This is a genomic window from Porphyromonas crevioricanis (assembly GCF_900167225.1).
In the GTDB taxonomy this organism is placed as follows: Bacteria; Bacteroidota; Bacteroidia; order Bacteroidales; family Porphyromonadaceae; genus Porphyromonas; species Porphyromonas crevioricanis.
This window is the reverse complement of the sequence record NZ_FUXH01000001.1, coordinates 161,050-185,047: the sequence shown is the minus strand read 5'-3', so window position 1 is coordinate 185,047 and position 23,998 is coordinate 161,050. Positions and strand designations below refer to the sequence as shown.

Below are 23,998 nucleotides of genomic sequence, written 5' to 3'. Positions count from 1 at the left end.
AACAATAGCCATACTTCTACTGGGATCCGGAGGAAGAGAAAGTGCGATGGCATACAACATAGCCAAGAGTAAGCGTTGTGCCAGACTATACATAGCACCCGGGAATGCCGGTACAGAAACCTATGGGATCAACATCCCCGATCTTGACCCCAAAGATTTCCCTGCGATCGCCGACTTTGTATTGGATCAGCAAATTGACCTCCTTGTGACAGGGCCAGAGGAGCCTCTTGTCCTGGGCATTGCAGACTATTTCGCCTCTCGTCCGGACCTTGCTCATGTTGCCGTGGTAGGACCGGGGCAAGATGGAGCCAGATTGGAAGGGAGTAAGGACTTTAGCAAAGCTTTCATGCAAAGGCATGACATCCCGACAGCTCGCTACCAAAGCTTTACGGCTAAAGAAAAGGACGAAGCCTGTGCATTCATAGAAAGTCTCTGCCCCCCTTATGTGCTAAAAGCAGATGGTCTGGCTGCGGGTAAGGGAGTGGAAATCCTTGAGACGGAGCAAGAGGCCAAAGACAGCCTTTTAGCAATGCTCGGTGGCAAGTTCGGAGTGGCAGGGGATACAGTGCTAATAGAAGAGTTTCTCTCCGGAATCGAATGCTCGGTGTTCGCAGCAACGGATGGACAAGATTATTGTTTGCTTCCAGTAGCCAAGGACTACAAACGAATAGGAGATGGAGATACAGGACCAAATACAGGAGGGATGGGATCGGTGAGCCCTGTCTACTTTGCAGACAAGGCTTTTATGGACAAAGTGGAAGAGCGTATCGTTCGCCCTACCATTCATGGGCTAGCTTCAGAAGGCATTTCCTACAAAGGGTTTATCTTCTTCGGACTAATGAACGTGAAAGGAGATCCTTACGTGATTGAATACAACTGCAGATTAGGCGATCCGGAAACCGAATCTGTTTTACCAAGAATCAAATCGGATTTTGTAGATCTTCTTTTAGCGATAGCCTTAGGAAAGGTGGCAGACTACCCAATGGAAATAGACGAACGTGCGGTCACCTCCGTTATGCTCGTATCCGGAGGCTATCCCGGAGATTATACCAAGGGGATAACAATGGATTTGCCAGAACCCCCAGAAGACATTATGCTCTTCCATGCGGGAACTCGCTGGGCTGATAATCATGTGGTAACCAATGGAGGGCGAGTTCTGGCTGTAAGTGCCTATGGCAAAACGGTGGAAGAAGCTCTTGGAAAGTCTTATGAAATAGCCAAACAAGTCCTCTTTGAAGGGAAAAATTACCGGCATGATATAGGGCGCGATCTCATTGAGTAGAGTTGTCACGAAAAGGATTTTGACCGACAGCTACAATCTATATCCCAGTCGGAGCTTAGGTTGAATTGGCAAAACACAACGGAACGGAAGCACAGGCTCTTGCCTATTTCCTTATTTATGACTTACTTTGCACTCGCTTTGCGTAATCTCTGGCAGGAAAATAGAGTGGCCTGTGTATATTGCGTTTGGCAAGAACAGCTAATCGAAAAAGCAAGACAATGGATTTTATCAAGATCGTAAACGAGGAATTCAAAGCAGGCAAAGAGCTTCCCTCGTTCAGGGCTGGCGATACCATCACAGTGGAGTATCGCATCAAAGAAGGTAACAAAGAACGTATCCAGAAATACCGTGGCGTGGTAATCCGGATTTCCGGAGAGGGGCAACTCAAGCGTTTCACCGTACGCAAGATTTCGGACGGGATCGGAGTAGAGCGCATCTTCCCGATAGACAGTCCCTTTATTGAGAACGTGACAGTAGAAAAGTATGGCAAGGTGCGTCGTGCCAAGCTTTACTACCTGCGTGGTCGTATGGGTAAGAAAGCTCGTATCAAGGAACGTCGCGTCAATATCGCACCAGCGAAATAAAAATACACATCAGGCCACATACGCTCGGATTCACCCGGGCAGAGTGCTTCTCTCTATTTCAGACTGTGGCCAGAAAATACGTATCACAAAAGCAAAGGGCTGTCTCGGAAGTAAAACTTCTGGGACAGCCCTTTGCTATTAACTGAGAATACAGAACTATGGCTGATGACAAGAAAATAATTTTCTCTATGGTGGGGGTGAGCAAGATTTACCCTCCACAAAAACAAGTACTCAAGGATATCTATCTCTCTTTCTTCTATGGAGCCAAGATTGGCATCATAGGTCTTAATGGATCCGGAAAATCGACCTTGCTTAAAATCATAGCAGGCTTGGATAAAGACTTTCAGGGCGATGTAGTATTCTCCCCCGGATATAGTGTGGGGTATTTGGAGCAAGACCCCCACATAGAATCAGGCAAGACAGTAAAAGAGGTCATACAAGAGGGAGTACAACCTGTCATGGATCTCCTGAAAGAGTTTGAGCAAGTGAATGAAGCTTTTTCGGATCCTGATGTATTGGAAGATGCAGACAAGATGGCAGCTCTCTGCGATAAACAAGCCGAATTGCAGGATAAGATAGATGCAGCCGATGCATGGAACATCGACTCAAAATTAGAAAGAGCCATGGATGCCTTACGTTGCCCACCGGAAGATCGTTTGGTAGACACTCTCTCGGGGGGAGAGCGTCGTCGTGTAGCTCTGTGTCGCCTTCTTCTGCAACAACCGGATATTTTGTTGCTTGATGAACCAACCAATCATTTGGATGCAGAAAGTATCGACTGGCTCGAACAGCACCTGCAGCAATATGCAGGGACAGTGATTTGTATCACTCACGACCGCTATTTCCTTGACCACGTGGCAGGCTGGATATTGGAGCTCGACAGAGGAGAAGGTATTCCTTGGAAAGGCAACTATTCTTCCTGGCTTGATCAGAAGACCAAGCGCATGGCTTTGGAAGAAAAACAAGCATCCAAAAGACGCAAGACTCTCGAGAGAGAATTGGAGTGGATCAATATGGCTCCAAAGGCTCGTCAAGCTAAAGGAAAAGCTCGACTTAACAGCTACGAACAACTGCTAAACGAAGATCAGAAAGTAAAAGAAGAAAAATTGGAGCTATATATCCCCTCCGGACCAAGATTGGGAAACAAGGTGATAGAAGCTCAGGGGGTAGCCAAGTCTTATGACGACAAATTGTTATTCGACGACCTCAGCTTCATGCTACCTCCTAACGGAATTGTCGGTGTAATTGGGCCCAATGGAGCAGGTAAAACAACTCTCTTCAAACTTATCATGGGGCTTGAAAAGCCTGACAAAGGAACTTTCGAGATTGGAGAGACAGTGCAGATCGGATATGCTGACCAAACACATAAGGATATCGACCCAGAAAAGACCGTATACCAAGTCATTTCGGGAGGTCAAGAGATGATAAAGGTAGGCAGCAAAGAGCTTAATGCCAGAGCTTATCTCTCTCGCTTCAACTTCACGGGAGGTGATCAGGAAAAAAAATGTGGTGTTTTATCCGGAGGAGAGCGCAACAGATTACATTTGGCTCTCACTCTCAAAAGTGGAGCTAACGTGTTGCTGCTCGATGAACCTACGAACGACATAGATATCAACACGCTTAGAGCTTTGGAAGAAGGTCTCACGGGCTTTGCAGGCTGCGCTGTGGTCATATCGCACGACCGTTGGTTCTTAGACCGTATCTGTACTCATATTCTGGCCTTCGAAGGGGACAGTCAAGTCTATTTCTACCAAGGAGCCTATTCTGAATACGAAGAAGACAAAAAGCGCAGACTCGGGAATGAAGAGCCTAAGCGAATTCGATACCGCAAATTAATGGATTAGGCCAGCAAAAGAACTTTCTCTCTCGTAAAGAAATAATTTGCAGTCAGTAGTCAGCAGCTAATGTGCAGCAATCAAAAGGTTGATACGTATTATTACCTGTATCTACAGTCTGCGGGTAATGAATGCTATTTAGGGAAAATCTTTACTTTTGCACAATATCGGGTAAAGTGAGTAGCCCTATAGAAAAGATACACTTGCTCGTTAGTCTTTGGACGGGGAATCATCCTTGTGATGTATCCGTAGACCAAGACTTGGCCCGAGGCGTTTTTTGTGTAAAAATATGATGAATCTGTTAGACGAAAAGTTAGCCGGCTATACTGCTCCTCAGGAGGCCCAGGCTGCCGGGATATACCCTTATTTCAGAAAAATAGAAAGTGAGCAGTCTACCGAAGTCGTAATAGACGGTCGGCGTGTGCTCATGTTCGGATCGAATGCCTATTTGGGGCTGACTAATCACCCCAAGCTCAAGCAAGCAGCTATCGAAGCAACAGAGCTCTATGGGACGGGATGTGCTGGCAGCCGTTTTCTGAATGGAACTTTGGACTCCCACTTGGCTCTGGAAAAACGATTGGCCAAATTCGTCGGCAAAGACGATGCCATCATTTTCTCCACCGGATTTCAAGTGAATTTGGGAGTTGTATCCTGCCTCACTGGGCGAGAGGACTATATCATTTGGGATGAATTGAATCATGCCTCCATTATCGAGGGCCTAAGACTGTCGTTCAGTCAAAAGCTAAAGTTCCGGCACAACGATATGGCTTCCCTTGAGAAACGTCTACAACAGTGTGCTCCGGAAAAAGTAAAACTGATCATCGTAGATGGCGTCTTCAGTATGGAGGGCGATGTAGCCAACCTTCCCGAGATTGTGCGTCTTGCCAAAAAGTACAACGCCAATATCATGGTGGACGAAGCACATGGTTTTGGAGTAATGGGTCGCCAAGGCAGAGGGGTATGTGACCACTTCGGGCTGACCAATCAAGTTGATCTGATCATGGGGACTTTCAGTAAAAGTTTCGCCTCTTTGGGGGGATTCATAGCTGCTGACAAAATCATCATCAATTATTTAAGACATCATGCTCGCTCTTATATTTTCAGTGCAAGCTGTACTCCGGCTTCCACGGCAGCTGCCAACGCAGCCTTAGACATTATGCTGAATGAGCCGGAGCGAATAGAGCGACTTTGGGAACTCACCCGGTATGCCTTGGGTCGATTCAGATCATTGGGCTTTGAAATCGGGAATACCTCTACCCCTATCATTCCCCTCTATGTGCGTGATAATGAACGAACTTTCATTATTACCAAAGAGGCTTTCGATCGTGGTGTCTTTATCAATCCTGTCGTTGCTCCGGCCGTTGCTCCCGGGGATACACTCATTCGTTTCTCCCTAATGGCCACGCATACCAAGGCCCAGCTTGATGAAGCCATAGATATTCTCTACGAGGTATTTAGAAACAATGGTATATTGCCCTAAGAGCTCAGAATAAAAAGAAAAAGGTCTTGATCATGAAAACGACTATCATAGGTGTGGCCGGCGGTACGGCTTCCGGAAAGTCCACCTTGGTGCGCAAGCTACAGGAAGCCTTTCAGGAGGAAGAAGTGCTTATCCTTTGCCACGATTTCTATTACAAGGCCCATGACGAACTTCCTTTGGAGGAGCGAGCCAAGCTCAACTATGACCACCCAGATGCTTTCGATACGGATGTCATGGTTGCTGACATACAAGAGCTAAAGGCAGGTCGCTCTATCGCCAGGCCGGTATATTCCTTTGTTGAGCATAACCGTCTACCACAGACGGTGGAGGTACATCCTGCCAGAGTGATCATATTGGATGGCATCCTCATCCTCGAAAACAAGAAACTTCGAGACCTCATGGATGTAAAGGTTTTCGTGGACACAGATGCCGATGTACGGTTGGGTCGCAGACTGTCGAGAGACATACAAGAACGTGGCAGGTCTGTAGACTCTGTGCTGGATCAATACTTTGGTACTGTCAAACCAATGCATGAAGAGTTTGTTGAACCCTCGAAAAAGTATGCCGACCTGATTATACCCGAAGGAGGATTCAACTCTGTGGCCCTCTCTCTCTTGATGGAGAATATTCGTTCTCTGATCACCAAAGACCTCTACAGCTCCATGCATTGACCTCAACCATACAAATGCTGCGAGTCTCGATCATAACGGTTTGCTACAATGCTGCTCAGACCATAGAGCGCACACTGATTTCCGTTGCAGAACAAACTTATTCCTCTGTTCAGTATTTGGTAATAGACGGAGCTTCTACCGACAACACTCTCGAAAAAGTAAGAGCGATTTGCCCACATGCCGAGGTATACAGCGAACCGGATAAGGGCATTTACGATGCAATGAACAAGGGCCTGACACTGGCTCAAGGAGACTATGTCTGGTTTATGAATGCCGGAGATAGTTTTTACAATCGATATACGGTAGAGACCGTAATGCAAGCAGCAGAAAAAGCAGGAGCAGATATTCTCTATGGAGACACGCTGCTAATTGACGAAAATGGAGACGAATTAGGCTTACGCAAGCTAAGGCCTCCCAAGCTATTGAATGCAGAGAGTTTCAAGAATGGGATGCTTGTTTGTCATCAGGCATTTGTGGTACGTCGCTCAATAGCAGGGAAATATGATGAACAATACCGCTATTCCGCTGACTATGATTGGTGCATCCGCTGTATGCACAAGGCAGAAAAGATTGAGCAAGTAGACAGTATTTTAGCACGCTATTTGAACAAGGGAACCACAACCCAGCACCACCGGGCATCACTGCTCGAGCGTTACTACATCATGAGTAAGGAGTATGGCTGTATCTCCACTTTTTTCAGGCATTTATATTTCCTACTCCGTCGCAAGCGTTAATTTTCCCCTACCCTTTTTCTACGTCACGAAGCATTTGGATCAGGCTATCCATATGCTTTCGATCGTTGCATAGACGAGGTATTTTGTGCTGCCCTCCGAGCTTACCCTGCCTACTGAGCCATTGGTGGAAGCTCCCTTGTGGAGCAACAGCTACATGCAGGGGCAGCAATGTCATATCCTTGTATCTCTTGGCATCATAGTCACTGTTTATTCGTCTCAATGCCTGATCCAGCTCCTCTGCAAATATAGAGAGAGTCGTTTCGTCCACCTTTCCTTCAAACTCCACAAGCCAGTCGTGCCGCCCCTTCCCTTTCTCTTCCATCAACAGAGGAGCTGCCGTATATTCGATGACTTGCAAGCCCATCTTTAAGGAAACTTCGGAAATAGCCTTATCTGCATTATCCACCATCAATTCTTCTCCAAAGGCATTGATGTAGTGTTTTGTACGGCCAGTTATCTTGATGCGGTAGGGAGATAAAGATTGAAAAGTAACTACATCCCCTATTTTATAGCGATACAATCCCCCCAGAGTAGAAATAATCATTGAATAAGGCTTCCCTACTTGTACCTCCCCCAAGGTAAGCAATCGGGGATAGGAAGCAAAAGTCTCATCAAAGGGCAGAAATTCATAGAAAACCCCATAATCCAGCATTAGCTGCATAGCTCTCTCTTCCGGCTCGTCCTGTATGGCAAAAAAACCTTCCGATGCGTTGTAGGTTTCCACATATTGCATCTTGTCCGAAGGGATGAGCTGCCGATACAATTCTCGATAGGGTTCAAAACTGACTCCTCCATGAAAAAACACTTCCAGCTCTGGCCAGACCTCACTTAAGTTGGCTGCTCCTTTGTACTGCAGCAAAGACTTTATCATGACCAGCATCCATGAAGGGACACCGCTGAGACTCCCAACTTTCTTATCCGCTACTTCCTTTACGATAGCTGCAAGTTTACTCTCCCATTCATCCATCAAGAGAGTTTTCTTGGCCGGCACTCTGAGCAGATTGCCCAAAGTGGGCATCTTCTCCACAAGAATGGAGGACAAATCTCCACACTTGGCAGCTCCTCCCTTACTCACAGCTCTGAAGGCCCCTCCAAGCACCAAGCCTTTGGTATCAAAGAAATGGCTATCGGGTCTATTCCTTAGATACAACCACAAAGCATCGCTTGCTCCTCTGAAGTGGCAATCCCTCAAATGAGTTTGTGGTACGGGGATAAACTTGCTTCTGCTGGATGTAGTCCCGCTACTTTGGGCATACCAATCACACCTACCAGGTAGCAACACATTGCATTTTCCTTGCATCATTGCCTCTATCCGAGGTCTAAGATCTTCGTAATCGACAATCGGAGTTCGTCTGCAATAGTTCTGATAAGAGAGATCGGCTTTGAGTTGATATTCTTGCCCATACTCAGTTTGTTCGACCAAAGACAAGATACGTCTGAGTTGCTTGAGCTGCACGTCCATCTCTCGCCCTTGATATTTGTCTATAGATTTCAAGCGAGGGCGCATCGCCAAGTAAACTAACCTTGTCTTAATATCCATATCGTAGCCATTTATCAACTCTCTCCACTACAGAGGTAAGCAAAAGTACGCAAATCGGGGTGATTTACAGAGCTAACAGATAAATAGCTACAAACTGTTTTCTGTTTTTTCTTGCGAGCTTTTGGTACTATCTTTGCTCAAGTTGCGGTGAAATGTCTGGTCAAACAAAATTACTGAGATCGCTATTGCAAAAACTCCGGTGAATTTGGGCAGATCTACCGATAGATTTTTGGGTATATAAAATTTGGTTTTAAGTATAACAACAAGAAAAAGAACGATGAAAATCAAGAATCTACTATTAGCCTCTCTGTTGATGCTTGGCTGTGTGTCTACGGCTTATGCCGACAAGGGGATGTGGATCCTGAGTGAGCTTACAAAGCAAAATCTCGACCGGATGAAAGAATTAGGCTTTGCTTTGCCTGCTGATTCTCTGTACAACCTCGACAAAGCATCTGTCACCAGATCTGTTGTGCAATTCGGAGGAGGATGTACCGGAGTGACTGTGTCCGATCAAGGACTGATACTGACCAACCATCACTGTGGATATGGAGCCATCCAGAGCCAGAGTTCTGTGGATCACGATTATCTCAGAGATGGCTTTGTAGCTCAGTCGCTGTCGGCAGAGCTTCCTATTGAGGGACTCCAAGTACGCTATTTGCGTAAGGTAGAAAATGTGACAAAGGAAGTCCTTATGCTCGTAGGCAATGAAAGCGATGAAATGATGCGCATCCAGAAAGCACGAGCTGCTGGTAAGGAAATAGCCAAATCGGTGAAACTCGAGAAGCATCAAGAAGCCATCGTTGTGCCTTTCTATGCCAACAACGAGTACTATATGATCGTATACGATGTATTCAAAGATGTTCGTATGGTTTTTGCACCACCCAGCTCTATCGGTAAATTCGGTGGAGACACAGACAACTGGATGTGGCCAAGACATACCGGAGACTTCAGTGCTTTCCGTGTCTATGCTGGCAAAGACAATAGACCCAGCGAATACAACAAAAACAATAAGCCTTACAAACCGGAATACTATGCCACTGTTTCGCTCGACGGTTACCAACCCGGCGATTATGCCATGACAATCGGTTTTCCGGGTAGTACAGACCGCTACCTTACCTCTTGGGGTGTGGAAAATCGTATGAACAACGAGAATGCTCCTCGTATAGAAGTTCGTGGAGCAAAGCAGACTATCTGGCGCAGTGCCATGAATGCCGATCAGGCTACACGCATCAAATATGCAAGCAAATATGCCCGTTCATCCAACTTCTGGAAAAACTCTATCGGGATGAATAAGGCTCTAAAAGAGCTGGGAGTGGTAGAGAACAAACGCATGGAAGAAGAGCGTTTTGCTCAGTGGGCTGCCAACAAAGCAGACTACGCCAATGTGCTGAAAGAAACCAAACAAGCCTATGAAGACAAGGGAGCTATTACAAAAGATCTGACCTACCTATACGAAACACTTGTCTATGGGTCTGAGATCATAGGTATCAGCAGAAAAGCCGAAGAAGCCATTCGCTTGGGCAAAAAAGGGAAACAACAGCTCGAGTCTTTGAAATCAAACTATTACAAAGACTACCTGCCACAACTTGATGAGAAAGTTCTGGTAGCCATGATGACCCTATTGCGTGATCGTGTTTCACAAGAAAGACTGCCGGATATCTACCGAGTTGTGGATAGAGACTTTGGAGGTGACATAAAACGCTATGCACAGCATGTCTTCGAGAATAGTGCAACTATCAGCTACGAAAAAATGCAACACACCTGTGAACTTGGAGCCAAAGAACGCGAAAACATTATCAAGCAAGATCCTGCCATACAGCTTAGCACCTCCGTATTCGATCAATATAGAGCCCTTCGCGAAGAAGGAGAGCAGGCAGAAAAAGCGATCCAGAGAGGACGCAGACTCTACTTTGCCGGTAGACGCGAAATGGATCCGAACACACCTATGCCCAGCGATGCCAACCTGACAATGCGTATGAGCTATGGCTCAATCGGAGGCTATTCTCCCAAAGACGGACACTTGTACAGCCACTTTACCACACAACGTGGTATTCTGGAAAAACAAAATCCGGAAAGCACGGAATTTGCCGTACAACCGGAGATCCTGTCCTTACTCAAGAAAGGAAACTTTGCCCCCTACGGATGTGAGAAAACTCTCAAGACCTGCTTCCTCTCAGACAATGACATTACCGGAGGGAACTCCGGTAGCCCGGTGTTTGACAAGAACGGACGCCTGATAGGGTTGGCCTTTGACGGCAACTGGGAAGCAATGAGTGGGGATATAGAATTCGACAAAAATATGCAACGTACCATATCGGTAGATATTCGCTATGTACTCTTCGTGATCGACCGATGGGGCAAAGCTCCTCATTTGGTAAAAGAGCTCAAGTTGATGAAAGACAACAAGACCATAGCTCAAATGCCGAATCAGGAAAGATGCGACAGACGTTGTCTTTAATACCCTTTCAGAAACCTTTTACCTTCAAGACCTTGAAATAATCTCAGAGGGGCCGACTGCTGTACATAGCAATAATGACAGTGGTGGCCCCTCTGTCTTTTATCCTTACTCAACAGACAAGACTTGCTATGTACTATTGTAAAAAGATGCTTCTTCTCCCCCTATGCTACCTCCTTCTCTCCGCCTGCTCAGGTACATTGAGAGAGCAGAACCGTTTGCTCGAACAAGCCGACTCGGCCATGATCATGGGAGACTACCGCTCGGCAGTCGAGTATTACAAAAACATCGACCGTTTGGATTTGACCGACACTGCCTCCAGACAACAGGCAATCAGATTAAGGAGACAAGCCAAATGGATGTTCAATATGCAACGGCTGGATAGTATCAAGAATGTAATGGAGCTTCTCTCCAAACAAATTACAGAACTTGCACCCGGGTTTCAGGTTCTACAAGAGAAAGAACACTCGTCTCGTGTCCGTCTCTCTCGTCCCTCGCTGGCTCCCAGCAAAAACAAATCGGCTCCTCATTTGAGACTTGCCACTGATAGTTTGGGTATCGTAGAACTCACCTCTGTATATATAGGCAAACAAGCAATAGAACACACGGCCCTACGACTACGCAACAAAGAAACGGGAGAAAAATTTTCCACTCCGCATATGCGCTATGACGAAGCTCTCAACTACCGCTATGGTTCTTCTGGTATGAAATACGAAATCGTATGCTACCCTTCTACTATCATAGATTCGTTGGCTCGCTTTTTGAGAGAAATGTATGATCGAAAACAGAGCCTTGAAGTCCTCTTTCTTGACAGCCAAGGGCAGGAAGTTGCTCGTGGTGTGAATTACGACAATTCTCACCTGGCAGATTTCATAGACACTTTTACTTTGGCAGAAGCCTATGCAAAGAGACAAAGACTGCAAACAATAGTGGCTATGATCAATAGCGAAAATCGCTATTTGCTTTCTACAGGACACGTAGATGATAAGCGGACATACCTTTCACAACCCATAAGAAAATGAAAGGAGCTTATTTCTTCTATCTCTCACGGATTAGCAGCCTAAAAACTCTTTTGTTTTTAGGCTTTCTTTCCGCTCTTTGGGGCTGTCAAGATCATTCAGCTCCATATTTTCGACAAGAGGGCTGCATTTGGGGAACTTACTACCATATCACCTACCAGCACGACTCCGTCCTAACCAATCGCATTGCCCGGGCATTTTCCGAGCTTGATCGTTCTATCAATCCTTTCGACAGCCTCAGTCTCATCAGCCGAATAAACGAAAACAAAGGGTTTGATACAGATTCTCTCTTTCGTCTTTGTTTCGAGGAAACTCAACGTATAGCACAGCTCTCCGACGGAGCTTTCGACCCCACATGCTCCCCTCTCTTCAATGCCTGGGGTTTTGGGTTTAAGCACCGGGAAAAGATGGATAAATATAAAGTAGACAGCCTACTCCGGTTTGTAGGTTACAGCAAAATTAGTCTGGAGAATGATAGTATCCGCAAAATGGATCCTCGCATGACTTTGGATTTTGCTTCCATAGCCAAAGGGCTTGGTGCAGACCATATTGCCCATACATTGGAATTACAAGGGGTGAAGAATTACCTGGTGGAAATAGGGGGAGAAATAGCCTATTCGGGGTCCAATCCGATGGGACAAGCTTGGCAGATTGGTATTGACCGTCCTACGGAGAACAACCGCAACAACAGTGGCGACCTACAGTGTTTGGTACGACTACCAAAGAATAAGTCCGGACTGGCGACCAGTGGTAATTACCGCAATTACTACGAACTAAATGGCCAACGGTATGCTCACACGATAGATCCTCGCACAGGCTATCCGGTGCAAACAGATGTGCTGAGTGCCACTGTATTGGCTCCCAACTGCATGATTGCAGATGCTTTGGCCACAGCATTTATGGTCGTAGGGTCTGAAAAGGCTTCCGAGTTGGCAAAAAAGATAGAAGAGGTAGAGTACCTCCTCATCTGTACAGCAGAAGGAGAAAACACTCGCATAGTCTTTTCTCCCAATTTTGAGAAACTAATTCAAAAGCAGTAAGAAGAAAGATCGCTATTCAGAAGTCAAATAGGCATGAAGCTGATCTCACAACTCCTCCAAGAGACATGCCTGCCAATAGACAGATAACGAAAAAGTGATTACCTTTGCTGCGCTAGAGCTCTCCTCTTAGGAGCAGTGGCAAATGGCTCGGTAGCTTAGCTGAATAGAGCGTCAGATTCCGGTTCTGAAGGTCGTGGGTTTGAATCCCACCCGGGTCACAACACAAGGGCTGTGCTGAAATAAAGTTTCGGCACAGCCCTTTCTTGATTTTAGGAGTAAGAAGCGAAATAATCCTTTTGTGCAACAGTTGCAAATAGCATAGCCATCTCGAGTAAGAAGTACATCATCTCTCTGGTTTACTCCTTAGAAAGTCGACATCTTTTGTAAAACCTTTTCCAGGTCCAAAGCGAGAAAAATCCAAGAAAAAGGGCTCGAGTACTCAACCTGACATATCCCTTTTCAGGCATTCCAAACACACTTCCCCAAAAGCCCTATTCATCGGCATTCTGAGTGGGTCAAATTTCTCTCCTCAGAGAAATTTTGCTAACACAGGAGAAAACAAAAATTCTCTGAGGAGAGAATTTTTGCTCCCTCCTATACCATAAAAAAACAGAACCCGTAGGGAGCAAAAGTGGGAGAAAAAAGAAAGAAAATGAGTCCCATTCTGAGTCTCAAAAAGGCTCTAAACAATTCACAAAAACAACATAAAAGCAAACAGATAAATACAATGTTTAGACAACATCATATCTAACGAATTATCGGAGAGACCCTCCTTTCATCACATTTTCAAACTCCTCTTTATCCTTCCTTTTTCTGTATTCGAACTTACCATTCAATTAAAGAGAAATCAGCCAAAGAATCTCTTCTTTCTTTTTCTTACGTGTCTGCAAATCTCTTCTTTTGGTTCAAACCATCAATACAATTGATTTGTATTTCGGAAAACTTCCAACAATCAAAACAAACATATTAAACTAATATACAGATAGTTATATCCAAAATCGGAAAACTTTCATCTTGACTGTTCAAAAATAATTCACCAAAACATTTCCTACAACCCACAAAAACACGTACTTTGCGAAACAAATTGGAGACAAGTATCCCTTGCTTCGATAAGTTATATTTTCAGAATATCTAATGTAACGACCTTTCTATCTAATGGATAAAAAGATTTATAGCTTCGACGAAGCCTATGCAGCTTCGCTCGAATACTTTCAAGGGGATGAACTGGCAGCCAAAGTTTGGGCTGGGAAATACGCATTAAAAGACAGTGCGGGTAATATCTACGAATGTAGCCCGGAAGATATGCATCAGCGTATAGCTTCGGAGATTGCCCGCATCGAACAGAAGTACCCCAACCCGGTGAGTGAAAAAGAGCTGTTTGAGCTGTTCGATCACTTCAGATATGTTGTACCGCAAGGTAGCCCCATGACAGGCATCGGCAACAATTATCAGGTGGCCTCTTTGTCTAACTGCTTTGTTGTCGGGCTTGATGAACCTGCCGACTCCTATGGTGCTATATTCAAAATAGACGAAGAGCAGGTACAACTAATGAAAAGGCGTGGAGGGGTCGGACACGATCTCTCTCACATCCGTCCGAAAGGATCTCCGGTAAAAAACTCTGCTCTCACTTCCACGGGCCTCGTTCCATTTATGGAACGCTTCTCCAACTCCACACGCGAGGTGGCTCAAGATGGCAGGCGAGGAGCATTGATGCTCTCTGTGAGCATTAAGCATCCCGATGCAGAGTCATTTATTGATGCGAAAATGACTGAAGGGAAGGTGACCGGAGCGAATGTATCGGTACGCCTTACAGATGAATTTATGCAGGCTGCTGTTTTGGGCAACAACTACATCCAACAGTATCCTATCCATTCAGATAGCCCCAGCTACAGCAAAGAGATCAATGCACAGGAGCTATGGCGCAAGATCGTGCACAATGCATGGAAAAGTGCCGAACCAGGCGTCCTTTTCTGGGATACCATTATACGAGAATCCCTACCCGACTGCTATGCGGATCTGGGCTTCCGTACTATTTCTACCAATCCTTGCGGAGAGATACCGCTTTGTCCCTACGACAGCTGTCGCCTTTTGGCTATAAACCTATATTCCTACGTAAAGAATCCTTTCACGGATGAGGCCTCTTTCGACTTTGATCTCTTCCGACGTCATGTAGGTCTTGCCCAGCGTATTATGGACGACATAATAGATCTGGAAAGCGAAAAGATAGATACAATCCTACGCAAAATAGAGAGTGATCCGGAGAGCGACGAGATCAAACGTTGCGAATACCAGCTTTGGAAAAAGATTCAAGACAAGACACTCAAAGGGCGACGTACTGGAGTTGGAATTACAGCTGAAGGAGATATGCTGGCTGCTATGGGCCTGCGTTATGGCTCAGAAGAGGCCACAGAATTTGCTGTAGAGGTGCAACGGACTCTATGCTTGGCAGCCTATGGCAGTTCAGTTGAGATGGCCAAAGAACGTGGAGCCTTCCCGATTTTTGATGCCGGACGAGAAGAAAAAAATCCCTTTATGATGCGTATTCGTGAGCATGCACCTGAACTGTACCGCGATATGTGCCAATACGGCAGACGCAATATTGCCTGTCTAACTATAGCACCGACAGGGTCTACCAGCCTTATGACACAGACCACTTCGGGCATAGAACCGGTATTCATGCCTGTGTATAAACGCAGACGCAAAGTAAATCCCGGAGACAAGAACGTAACGGTAGACTTTGTAGACGAAGTTGGAGACAGTTTCGAGGAGTATATTGTATTCCATCACAAGTTTGTCACATGGATGGAAGCCAAGGGGTATGACCCCAAGAAGAAATACACACAAGACGAAATCAATAAGCTGGTCGAAGCATCTCCCTACTATAAGGCTACTTCAAATGATGTCGATTGGCTCGCCAAAGTGCGTATGCAGGGTCGGATCCAACAATGGGTAGATCACTCCATCAGTGTGACGATCAACTTGCCGAATAGCGTGAACGAGCAACTCATCTCCGACCTCTATGTTGAAGCTTGGCGTTCTGGCTGCAAAGGCTGTACTGTGTATAGGGACGGCTCTCGTGCCGGTGTGCTTATCAGCACAGAAAAGCCCAAGGAGAAGAAAACAGAAGGGGCAGAAAGGGGCACGACCCTTCCGACTCCCCCGGCAGAGCCTATTTCTCGCCCTCGTGAGTTGGAGGCTGAAATCCTACGATTCCAAAACAACAAGGAAAAATGGATTGCTTTCGTAGGGTTGAGAGACGGTAAGCCTTACGAAATATTCACTGGTATTGCCGATGATGATGAGGGAATCATGGTACCCAAATCGGTGAATAAGGGGTTGATCATCAAGAGTTATGACGAAGATGGCGGTAAACACTACGACTTCCAATTCCGCAACAAACGAGGGTTCAAAACAACTATAGAAGGTTTGGATAGCAAATTCAATCCTGAGTATTGGAACTACGCAAAGCTCATCAGCGGTGTGCTACGCTATGGAATGCCTATTGACCAAGTGGTGAATCTAGTGCAAGGCATGTCTCTGAACGACGAGAGTATAAACACGTGGAAAAATGGTGTCGAGCGAGCTTTGAAAAGATACCTACCTAATGGAGCCAAGATCAATGGTCAAACTTGTCCCAACTGTGGGGAAGAAACTCTTATTTATCAAGAGGGTTGTCTCATCTGTACAAACTGTGGTACTTCTCGTTGTGGCTAAAAGAACCTCTTAACCCAAAATTAAGAATACGTATCCCCGGACAAAATTTTCACCTAAATTTTGTCCGGGGATCGTTGATTCTAATTATGCCCCCTTTACAGAAGCTCCAAAATGACAATCGAACTTGCTATTTTTTGATATTGCAGAATGCTGTAATCATGAAGGGCTTTGAGACGAGGACACAGAGAACAACTTATTTTCATAATCAGTCCGAGTGTCTAAAAATACGCAGCAAGAGATGTGTTGTACAATGAGTCTCAATAACAGGAGGAATACATACAATAAACCGTAAAAAGAATCCGAAAAAACGAGAGTAGAACTGAACTCAGAGATACAATCTACTCGCATCTTTTCGGATTCTATTTTATAGGAGTGGAAGAACCGAAGTAGCAGTGAAGGTACTTTGTAAGATCTCCTACCTTGTCAGCTTCTTCTTAAAAAGACCGTTACACAAGAAACTACTGCATACTACAGCATTGTATGTGTATGTTCCAAAGCAGAGGCTGCTAAAGTAATCTTCCGGGAAGCTCCTCAAAATGGTCTCACAGATGAACTTCACAAGCACAGAAAGTCGGCTGCAGATTTCTATCTCCATAGCCATTGTCAATACGACCTACATTGATCCAAAACTTGTTGCTACGTAAATAATCCAAAGGGTAGCAAGCCTTGGAGCGAGGATAGCTGTGATTCCATTCGTCAGCTACCAACTCGTATTCGGGGTGAGGAGCATTTTTCAGTACATTGTCTGTCTTGTCTGCTGTACCATTTACCACCTCTTGTATTTCCTTCCAGATACAGTTCATCACATCCACAAAGCGGTCCAATTCAGCCTTGCTTTCACTCTCGGTTGGCTCTACCATCAATGTCCCATGCACCGGGAAAGATAGAGTGGGAGCATGATAGCCAAAATCCATCAGACGTTTGGCAATATCGGCCTCATCTATTCCACTGGCTTCTTTGATATTGCGACATTCCAAAATAAGCTCATGCCCTACCCTACCGGTAGCTCCCGTATATACAATACCGAATGTATCCTTGAGCAGAGCTGCCATGTAATTGGCATTGAGTATCGCCACTTGGGTGGCTCGGCGCAAACCGCTGTACCCCAACATACGAATATAGCTATACGTAATAGCCGCAATTCCGGCACTGCCATGAGGAGAGGCTGCTACCTGTGTAGCATCGAAACCTGGATGTCCCTGACAATGATCCGGCAAACAATCGATAAGATGCTCGGCTACACAGATCGGTCCCATACCGGGCCCTCCACCTCCATGAGGGATAGCGAATGTCTTATGGAGATTCAAGTGGCATACATCCGCTCCGATAAATCCGGGATTGGTAATACCCACTTGGGCATTCATATTAGCCCCATCCATATACACCTGACCACCACAGTCATGGATACGACGGCAAAGATCAACAATATTGGTTTCGAAGATCCCGTGCGTACTCGGGTATGTGATCATCATGGCAGCAATCCGATCTTTGTTCTCCTCGGTCTTGGCCATAAAGTCATCCATGTCTACATTTCCTCGCTCGTCACAATTGATCGTTACAGTCTGGAATCCACACTGTACTGCACTGGCAGGGTTTGTGCCGTGTGCTGAAGCAGGGAGAATAACCACGTCTCTATCAGCCTTACCATTGCGCTCTAGATAAGTACGGATTGTACGAAGTCCGGCATATTCACCGGAAGCCCCTGAATTAGGTTGGATAGTTACGCCTGGCAAGCCTGTGATAACCCCAAGGTAATGCTTAAGAGAATCGATCAATTCAGAGTATCCTTCCGTCTGATCGGCCGGGGCATAAGGGTGTATGTTGCCGAACTGTGGCATGGAAAGGGAGATCAACTCCGATGCAGCATTGAGTTTCATCGTGCACGAACCCAGCGGTATCATGGAGTGAGCCAAAGAGATGTCTTTACGCTCCAGACGCTTGATGTAGCGCATCAGTTCGGTTTCGGTATGATAGCTATTGAATACTTCGTGCTGAAGGAAAGAGCTCTGTCGAGCAAAAGAAGAATCAAAGTATTGCCTTGTTTGCGATATTTCCTCCTCTATGGTCTTCTCTCCTTCTGTGTCCAGCGCAGAAGAAAAGATATAGAGCAGAACACCCAAGTCGGAAGGCATCGTTGTTTCATCCAAGCTCAAACTTACTCTGCCATCACGACGGTAGAATAGGTTGACGGAGCACTCTTCGGCACAAGCTCTCAAAGATTCGGTGGAGACCTTGGCAGGCAACTCCACTGTGAGTGTATCGAAGAAGTTCGTATTGCAAACGGTATAGCCAAGCAGCTTCAATTGCTCTGCTATATAGCCGGTATAAGCATGTATCCGCCCGGCTATTCTTTTCAAACCATCCGGGCCATGATATATCGCGTAAAAACCTGCCATTGTAGCAAGTAGTGCCTGAGCCGTACAGATATTACTGGTTGCTTTCTCCCGACGGATGTGTTGTTCTCTGGTCTGCAAAGCCAATCGATAAGCCGGGTGTCCATAAACATCTTTGGAGACACCGATAATACGCCCCGGTATCGTGCGCTTACATTTCATTCCGGCAGCCAAATAACCGGCTGACGGTCCACCATAGTACATTGGGATACCAAATCTCTGCGTACTACCGAATACCGCATCAGCACCCCATTCGGCCGGAGGGGTCAATAATACCAAACTCATCAGATCGGCAGCAACTGCTACCTGAGCATCAACAGCATGTGCTTTCTCTACAAAGGAGCGGTAATCGTGAACTTCTCCCAAGGCATCGGGGTACTGTATCACCGCAGCAAACACGCGTTCATCGAATTGGAAGCTGCGCCAGTCTCCGCTAACAATTTCCATCCCTTGATGCAATACGCGAGTCCGGATAACGGCTTTCGTTGGCTCAAATAATTGATCATCCAGAAAGACGACATTGGCTCCGGCTTTTGCCTTGGCTCTGCTGCGTTCGTTGTAGAGCATCATAACGGCTTCGGCACCAGCCGTGGCCTCGTCCAGTAGAGAACAATTGGTCAGCTCCATTCCACTCAGTTCGGTGACAACGTTCTGGAAATTAAAAAGAGCTTCCAATCTGCCCTGAGATATTTCGGCCTGATAAGGTGTGTAAGAAGTGTACCAAACTGCATTCTCAAGCACTCCACGGCGAATTGGAGCCGGAGTAACGGTATCGTACCAACCTTGTCCGATGTAGGAAGTGTAGATTTTGTTCTTAGAGCCCAGCTCTGCAATATGCTCTTCCAACTCTCTTTCGGTCATGGCTTCCGGCAAATCCAGCTCGGCAGGAAGTTTGATATTTGACGGAATAGTCTGGTCTATCAACTCATCCAGAGAAGCAACTCCTATGGTGGAAAGCATTTGCTTCTGATCGGAGTCCGAGATACCTACATGACGATTTACAAACTGGCTGTTATCCATATCTGTGACTAAAATGATTTGATGTGTAATTTGAACTTTCAACGAAAATAGGGGTTGTTCTCCATCTCATATCCAATACTTGTCTCGGGACCATGCCCACAATAGACGGTTGTATCGGGAGGGAGCACAAATAGCTGTGTCCGTGCAGACTGTAACAAAGTGGGTAAGCTGCCACCCCAAAGATCGCAACGGCCAATTTCCAGCAAAAACAAGACATCGCCCACGAATACAGAAGCTGCATCCGGGATATAAAAAGCCAAATGTCCGGGAGAATGTCCTGGTACAAAAAGAACTCGCACGTCGTGCTTGCCCAGCTTGAGAGGACTGTCTGTGTCAATGTACTGCACTCGCACTTCGGGACAATCGCTCTGCATCCCGAATAGCTCCAACTGACGGGAGGGAGTAGGCATTTGCTCTATCTCAGCTCGATGTGTTTGGGGAAACAAGTGCCACTCCTCAGCCACAAAGCTATTCCCACAACAATGATCGAAATGCATGTGAGTATTGAGTAGCAAAGTAGGTTTGAGCTTGCGACTTTGGATAAAGTCTTTCAATCGAGTCTTCTCTTCCGGATACATACAGCCACAGTCAATAATGGCAGTTTCCAACGTATCTGTATCCCAAACCACATAGGTATTCTCAAATACTTCGTTAAAGACAAACTTCTGTATCTCTATCATAGGGGCAAGTAAACGACTTTCTTATTTTTGAAATATTCATCATCAAAAGCCGGGTAAAGCTCCTCTACCAAAGCTCTTTGACGAAAAAGGTGCAACTCGGAAGTCAGATCGCCTCCTTTAAGACAAATTAGACCGTTGGGCAAAGCATTGAATTGCTCTTTTTTCTCTATCAAAGGGGTAGAAAGTTTCACCAGCTCCGGCAATCGCATGGCTGCCCGGCTGACAACAAAATGAGATTTCTCTCCTCTGAGTTGCTCGGCACGAGCATGTTGCACGCACACGTTTTTGAGGCCCAGCTCCAGAGCTACAGCCGTAACTACCTTGATCTTCTTGCCAATACTATCTACCAACAAAAAGTCCACTTCGGGCATAAGGATAGCCAGCGGTATGCCGGGAAAGCCTCCTCCGGTGCCCAAATCTATCACCCTGGTATTAGGGGAAAAGTGAAGCATCTGAGTGATAGCCAAAGAATGAAGTACATGGTGACAATAGAGCTGATCAATGTCTTTGCGACTGATCACATTGATGCGACTATTCCACTCTCGATACAATTCGTCCAACTGCGCAAATTGCGCTCGCTGCTCGTTAGTCAGGCTGGGAAAATATTTATCTATTATCAAGGCAAATAGTTTTTGATCGGAGCATCCGGTTTTAGAATGGATTGCAATCTTTCGTAAGGTATAAATACATAGATCGTCCCCATGGCATAGGCCGCTATCTCGTATTCATTGAAGCAGTAGGTAAGGCCTTTTTCTCCGATAGCAAAGTTGCCATTAGGCATAATTTCTTCAGCATTGAAATAACCCTCATTTTCCAGATCTCTGGGAGACTTTTTACCCAACTGCTCCAACAAACAAGCCACAATAATGTCGGAGAGTTCATCCCTATAACCATCGACAAACAGATCCTGCTCCGAAAGTATTTCGGCATTCTCTCGATTTACATTGTAGTACGTCTGAGAAGTAGACTCGTGTGCTCCACCTTTCTCTTCGTACTGACTAACTCGCATACACACAAACAGAGAATCAGAATACGCAACCGAATCCGACAATTCGAAAGCCTGATCAAAGAGTTCCCCTGGCAGGTTATCCGCCAGCTCCGAGTAGGAATAATTGTCAGCCCGATATGTCTGCTGCAAATACTTGATATAAACCTGCATGGCTTCGGCAGGCTCCAAATGAGCCAAGGAGTCACCGAAAAAAATAGCATTGAAACGCCTGAGCAGCTTCTTGTCAGATTTAGGATAGAAATAATTGATACTCACGAACATTGTTGGCGTATCTGCGTCCACGCGCAAAGACAACTCATCACTGAATAAAATCGAATCCAATTCAATTTGGGTCCGATCTGTCGTTCGATTGGGGTTACAGCCCACCACAACAAAAGTCCACAACAAAAGAGCAAATGCCCCCAATGACAATGAGCATACTCTATTATTTGTAGAGACCAGAGAAGATATTTCCATTACGATTCTGATTACTGAACAAAGGTAATCGAAAGGCACAATAAACAAGCCCTTTGTAAAACTCTTGTATACATCTTTGTAGGGAGTGCATCCAAGTCTATAAATTCAACAACAAAAAAGACACATTGCTCCTTCCCGCTTCACCCATTTCGTTACGAAGTATAACTTTCTCATCAAACGAAAAACACCCACATCGAAGCTCTGGTGTAAATCAAAAATTCATATGTAAATGAAAATCCTAACTTTGCAACGGAAAACTCGGTTGCAAACCATGAAGCACACAAAAACTGTCTTTGGATTTTCGCATCCAAATGAGAGCAATCTCGTGCGCCAAAAGCTTTGCCTCCCAGACGTCGGTTTGGCGCACATACTCCAATCCCGACTCTCCGATTTAAGGAATAACACGTAATAGAATAAGATGATGAAAAGCAAACTGTCCTTTCTTATCATTTTGGCTTCGGCTCTCTCGTTGGTATCTCCATCTTGCTCCGGAAACAGTGACAAACCTTTTCCCGAAAAAGACAATCCAGAGGGAGAATTTCTCTTTTCCGTCCATGTGGATGATTCCTATACACGTCTCGGCTCCCAATGGGAAGGACGTGAGGCCATCGGAATATATATGTTATCCAATAGCACATCGACAGTACTCCAACCCAATGCTCGGTACAACAACTCCGTGGCCGGTAATACCGCCCGATTCCTGCCCATGGGAGAAGAAGACAAGCTACGACTGCCTGAGGGGCAGGCCGTAGACCTCTATGCCTACTACCCATACAGTGCTCAAACGTCTCCGAATGGTGAACTGGATATAGATCTTTCTAATCAGACTGATCACAAAGAATATGACCTACTGACAGCTGACAATCTGAAGAACATTTCTGTCTACAACCATTATACACTCAACTTTTTCCATCGTTTGGCTCTGGTAGAGATCAATGTGAAAAACATCCCTGCAGAAGCTCAGTCCATGACGCCAGAAGTGCTGTTGAAGTCTCTTCCCGTAGAAGCGAAATACCATATCCCAACAAATTCGTGGAAGGAAGTTGGTCAAGAAAAATCCCTGTCAATGCATGTAGAAGGGCAAGGCGAAAGCCGGATTTTAACAGCCTACCTCATACCGACACAAGGGAACAAGGAGCTTGATTGCGAAATCAAACTTTCTGGAAAATCATACAAACACCGACTGCCTGCCATAACTTACGAAGCAGGGAAGAAATACAGCTACACTTTCAAGCTAAAAGAGAATCCGGATGACCCAACTCCCGAACCAGATATCCACCCCTACTTGGAAATGCCCAAAATCGTCAAGCAAGAGGGTTTCACACTCATCTTCCACAACGAACCTCTGAATGACTCCAACGATAGCCCGGAAAACCCCAACGTGCGCAACTATACCTACCTCTACGATGTAGCGAACAAGATGTCACGCTGGGTCGCCTACCCTCTCCATCACTGTTATATAGGGAATTACGACCGAGAAGACAAGTGGCACAAAGACAGTTTTTTGCCGGAAGAGATACAAGTGAACATAAAAAGGGGTTATTCTTCCCCCCCTAAAAGAGTGTATGACCGAGGACATCAGCTTCCGGCAGCAGACAGGAACAAGAATGCTGCTTACAGCCATTCAACCATGACTTCTGCCAACTGCACTCCTCAATGGAGTACCTTCAACCAAGGTATATGGCAAAACTTAGAGAAATATGTACGAGGAGTGATGAATACTATTTCTTCTGCACCAACCGGCTACGACACTCTATACGTAGTAACCGGTGCAATGCCCGAGCCATACGCAGGTATGGAGCCTTCTCCCGAACTTCCTGTAGCTTATGACAATGACCAACAAGAAGCTCCAAGACCAGCTTATTATTACAAAGCCTTGGCCAGACGCCTGCCAAATGGGACCTTCCGAACATTAGCCTTCTGTCTCCCACACAAAGACCTGAAAGGACAAAAATATGAGGGTTACGCCATCTCTGTGGAAGAACTTGAGAAACGTACTGGCTATACCTTCTTCCCTCAAATCCCGAACCAATACAAACGATCTACGCAGCTAAACGCCTGGAATCGCTAATTGAAACAACAGATA

At 45.7% G+C, this 23,998-nt stretch carries 15 protein-coding genes, 1 tRNA gene and 1 pseudogene; 12 read left to right on the top strand and 5 right to left on the bottom strand.

Annotated features, from left to right (window positions below; all coding sequences use genetic code 11):
- The first annotated feature begins 4 nt into the window (after positions 1-4).
- The 6 genes from purD to B5D48_RS00775 all read left to right on the top strand — a co-directional run bounded on the left by purD (position 5) and on the right by B5D48_RS00775 (position 6,586).
- A complete protein-coding gene (purD, locus tag B5D48_RS00800; RefSeq protein WP_042120502.1) occupies positions 5-1,282 on the top strand; it encodes a phosphoribosylamine--glycine ligase in 1,278 nt (425 codons plus the stop codon).
- A gap of 218 nt (positions 1,283-1,500) precedes the next feature.
- On the top strand, positions 1,501-1,866 hold the full coding sequence (gene rplS / locus B5D48_RS00795; RefSeq protein ID WP_023938339.1) for a 50S ribosomal protein L19: 366 nt from the start codon (positions 1,501-1,503) through the stop codon (positions 1,864-1,866).
- Between the two features lie 158 nt (positions 1,867-2,024).
- Positions 2,025-3,710 carry an energy-dependent translational throttle protein EttA gene (gene ettA / locus B5D48_RS00790; RefSeq protein ID WP_023938341.1) on the top strand — a complete coding sequence of 562 codons (1,686 nt, stop codon included), beginning with the start codon at positions 2,025-2,027 and terminating at the stop codon, positions 3,708-3,710.
- Between the two features lie 283 nt (positions 3,711-3,993).
- Positions 3,994-5,181, top strand: coding sequence for a serine palmitoyltransferase (gene spt / locus B5D48_RS00785; protein ID WP_036889877.1), 1,188 nt, complete (start codon positions 3,994-3,996; stop codon positions 5,179-5,181).
- 32 nt (positions 5,182-5,213) lie between these two features.
- A complete protein-coding gene (udk, locus tag B5D48_RS00780) occupies positions 5,214-5,852 on the top strand; it encodes a uridine kinase (RefSeq protein ID WP_036889840.1) in 639 nt (212 codons plus the stop codon).
- Between the two features lie 14 nt (positions 5,853-5,866).
- Positions 5,867-6,586: a glycosyltransferase family 2 protein gene (locus B5D48_RS00775; protein ID WP_023938346.1), complete on the top strand. Its 720-nt coding sequence runs from the start codon at positions 5,867-5,869 to the stop codon at positions 6,584-6,586.
- 7 nt (positions 6,587-6,593) lie between these two features.
- Here B5D48_RS00775 and B5D48_RS00770 read toward each other — a convergent pair whose 3' ends face one another.
- Positions 6,594-8,126, bottom strand: a complete 1,533-nt coding sequence (locus B5D48_RS00770; RefSeq protein ID WP_023938348.1) for a GH3 auxin-responsive promoter family protein — start codon at positions 8,124-8,126, stop codon at positions 6,594-6,596.
- Positions 8,127-8,403: 277 nt separating this feature from the next.
- Here B5D48_RS00770 and B5D48_RS00760 point away from each other — a divergent pair.
- From B5D48_RS00760 to B5D48_RS00740, 5 genes and pseudogenes are all read left to right on the top strand, one after another.
- Positions 8,404-10,521, top strand: a pseudogene (locus B5D48_RS00760) (S46 family peptidase); the annotation flags it as partial.
- Between the two features lie 209 nt (positions 10,522-10,730).
- Entirely contained in the window at positions 10,731-11,603 is an 873-nt protein-coding gene (locus B5D48_RS00755; RefSeq protein WP_161785792.1) for a hypothetical protein, read from the top strand.
- On the top strand, positions 11,600-12,640 hold the full coding sequence (locus B5D48_RS00750) for an FAD:protein FMN transferase (RefSeq protein ID WP_023938355.1): 1,041 nt from the start codon (positions 11,600-11,602) through the stop codon (positions 12,638-12,640). The genes B5D48_RS00755 and B5D48_RS00750 overlap by 4 nt, the downstream gene beginning before the upstream one ends.
- A gap of 144 nt (positions 12,641-12,784) precedes the next feature.
- Positions 12,785-12,858: transfer RNA gene (locus tag B5D48_RS00745), tRNA-Arg, on the top strand.
- A 937-nt stretch (positions 12,859-13,795) separates the two neighbouring features.
- The gene (locus B5D48_RS00740) at positions 13,796-16,354 is read left to right on the top strand and encodes an adenosylcobalamin-dependent ribonucleoside-diphosphate reductase (protein ID WP_023938927.1); all 2,559 of its coding nucleotides are present in this window, start codon (positions 13,796-13,798) and stop codon (positions 16,352-16,354) included.
- A 542-nt stretch (positions 16,355-16,896) separates the two neighbouring features.
- Here the strand turns inward: B5D48_RS00740 and gcvP are convergent.
- From gcvP to B5D48_RS00720, 4 genes are read right to left on the bottom strand one after another with little or no spacing between them, the layout of a single operon-like run.
- Complete coding sequence (gcvP, locus tag B5D48_RS00735; protein ID WP_023938926.1) at positions 16,897-19,767, bottom strand: aminomethyl-transferring glycine dehydrogenase; 2,871 nt, start codon at positions 19,765-19,767, stop codon at positions 16,897-16,899.
- Positions 19,768-19,805: 38 nt separating this feature from the next.
- Positions 19,806-20,447: an MBL fold metallo-hydrolase gene (locus B5D48_RS00730; RefSeq protein WP_023938925.1), complete on the bottom strand. Its 642-nt coding sequence runs from the start codon at positions 20,445-20,447 to the stop codon at positions 19,806-19,808.
- Entirely contained in the window at positions 20,444-21,067 is a 624-nt protein-coding gene (gene rsmG, locus B5D48_RS00725) for a 16S rRNA (guanine(527)-N(7))-methyltransferase RsmG (RefSeq protein WP_023938924.1), read from the bottom strand. The genes B5D48_RS00730 and rsmG overlap by 4 nt, the downstream gene beginning before the upstream one ends.
- Positions 21,064-21,912, bottom strand: coding sequence for an RsiV family protein (locus B5D48_RS00720; RefSeq protein ID WP_023938923.1), 849 nt, complete (start codon positions 21,910-21,912; stop codon positions 21,064-21,066). Before B5D48_RS00720 ends, rsmG begins: the two co-directional genes overlap by 4 nt.
- Before the next feature lie 418 nt (positions 21,913-22,330).
- Here B5D48_RS00720 and B5D48_RS00715 point away from each other — a divergent pair, with 418 nt between their 5' ends.
- Positions 22,331-23,983, top strand: a complete 1,653-nt coding sequence (locus B5D48_RS00715; RefSeq protein WP_023938920.1) for a fimbrillin family protein — start codon at positions 22,331-22,333, stop codon at positions 23,981-23,983.
- Positions 23,984-23,998: the final 15 nt, after the last annotated feature.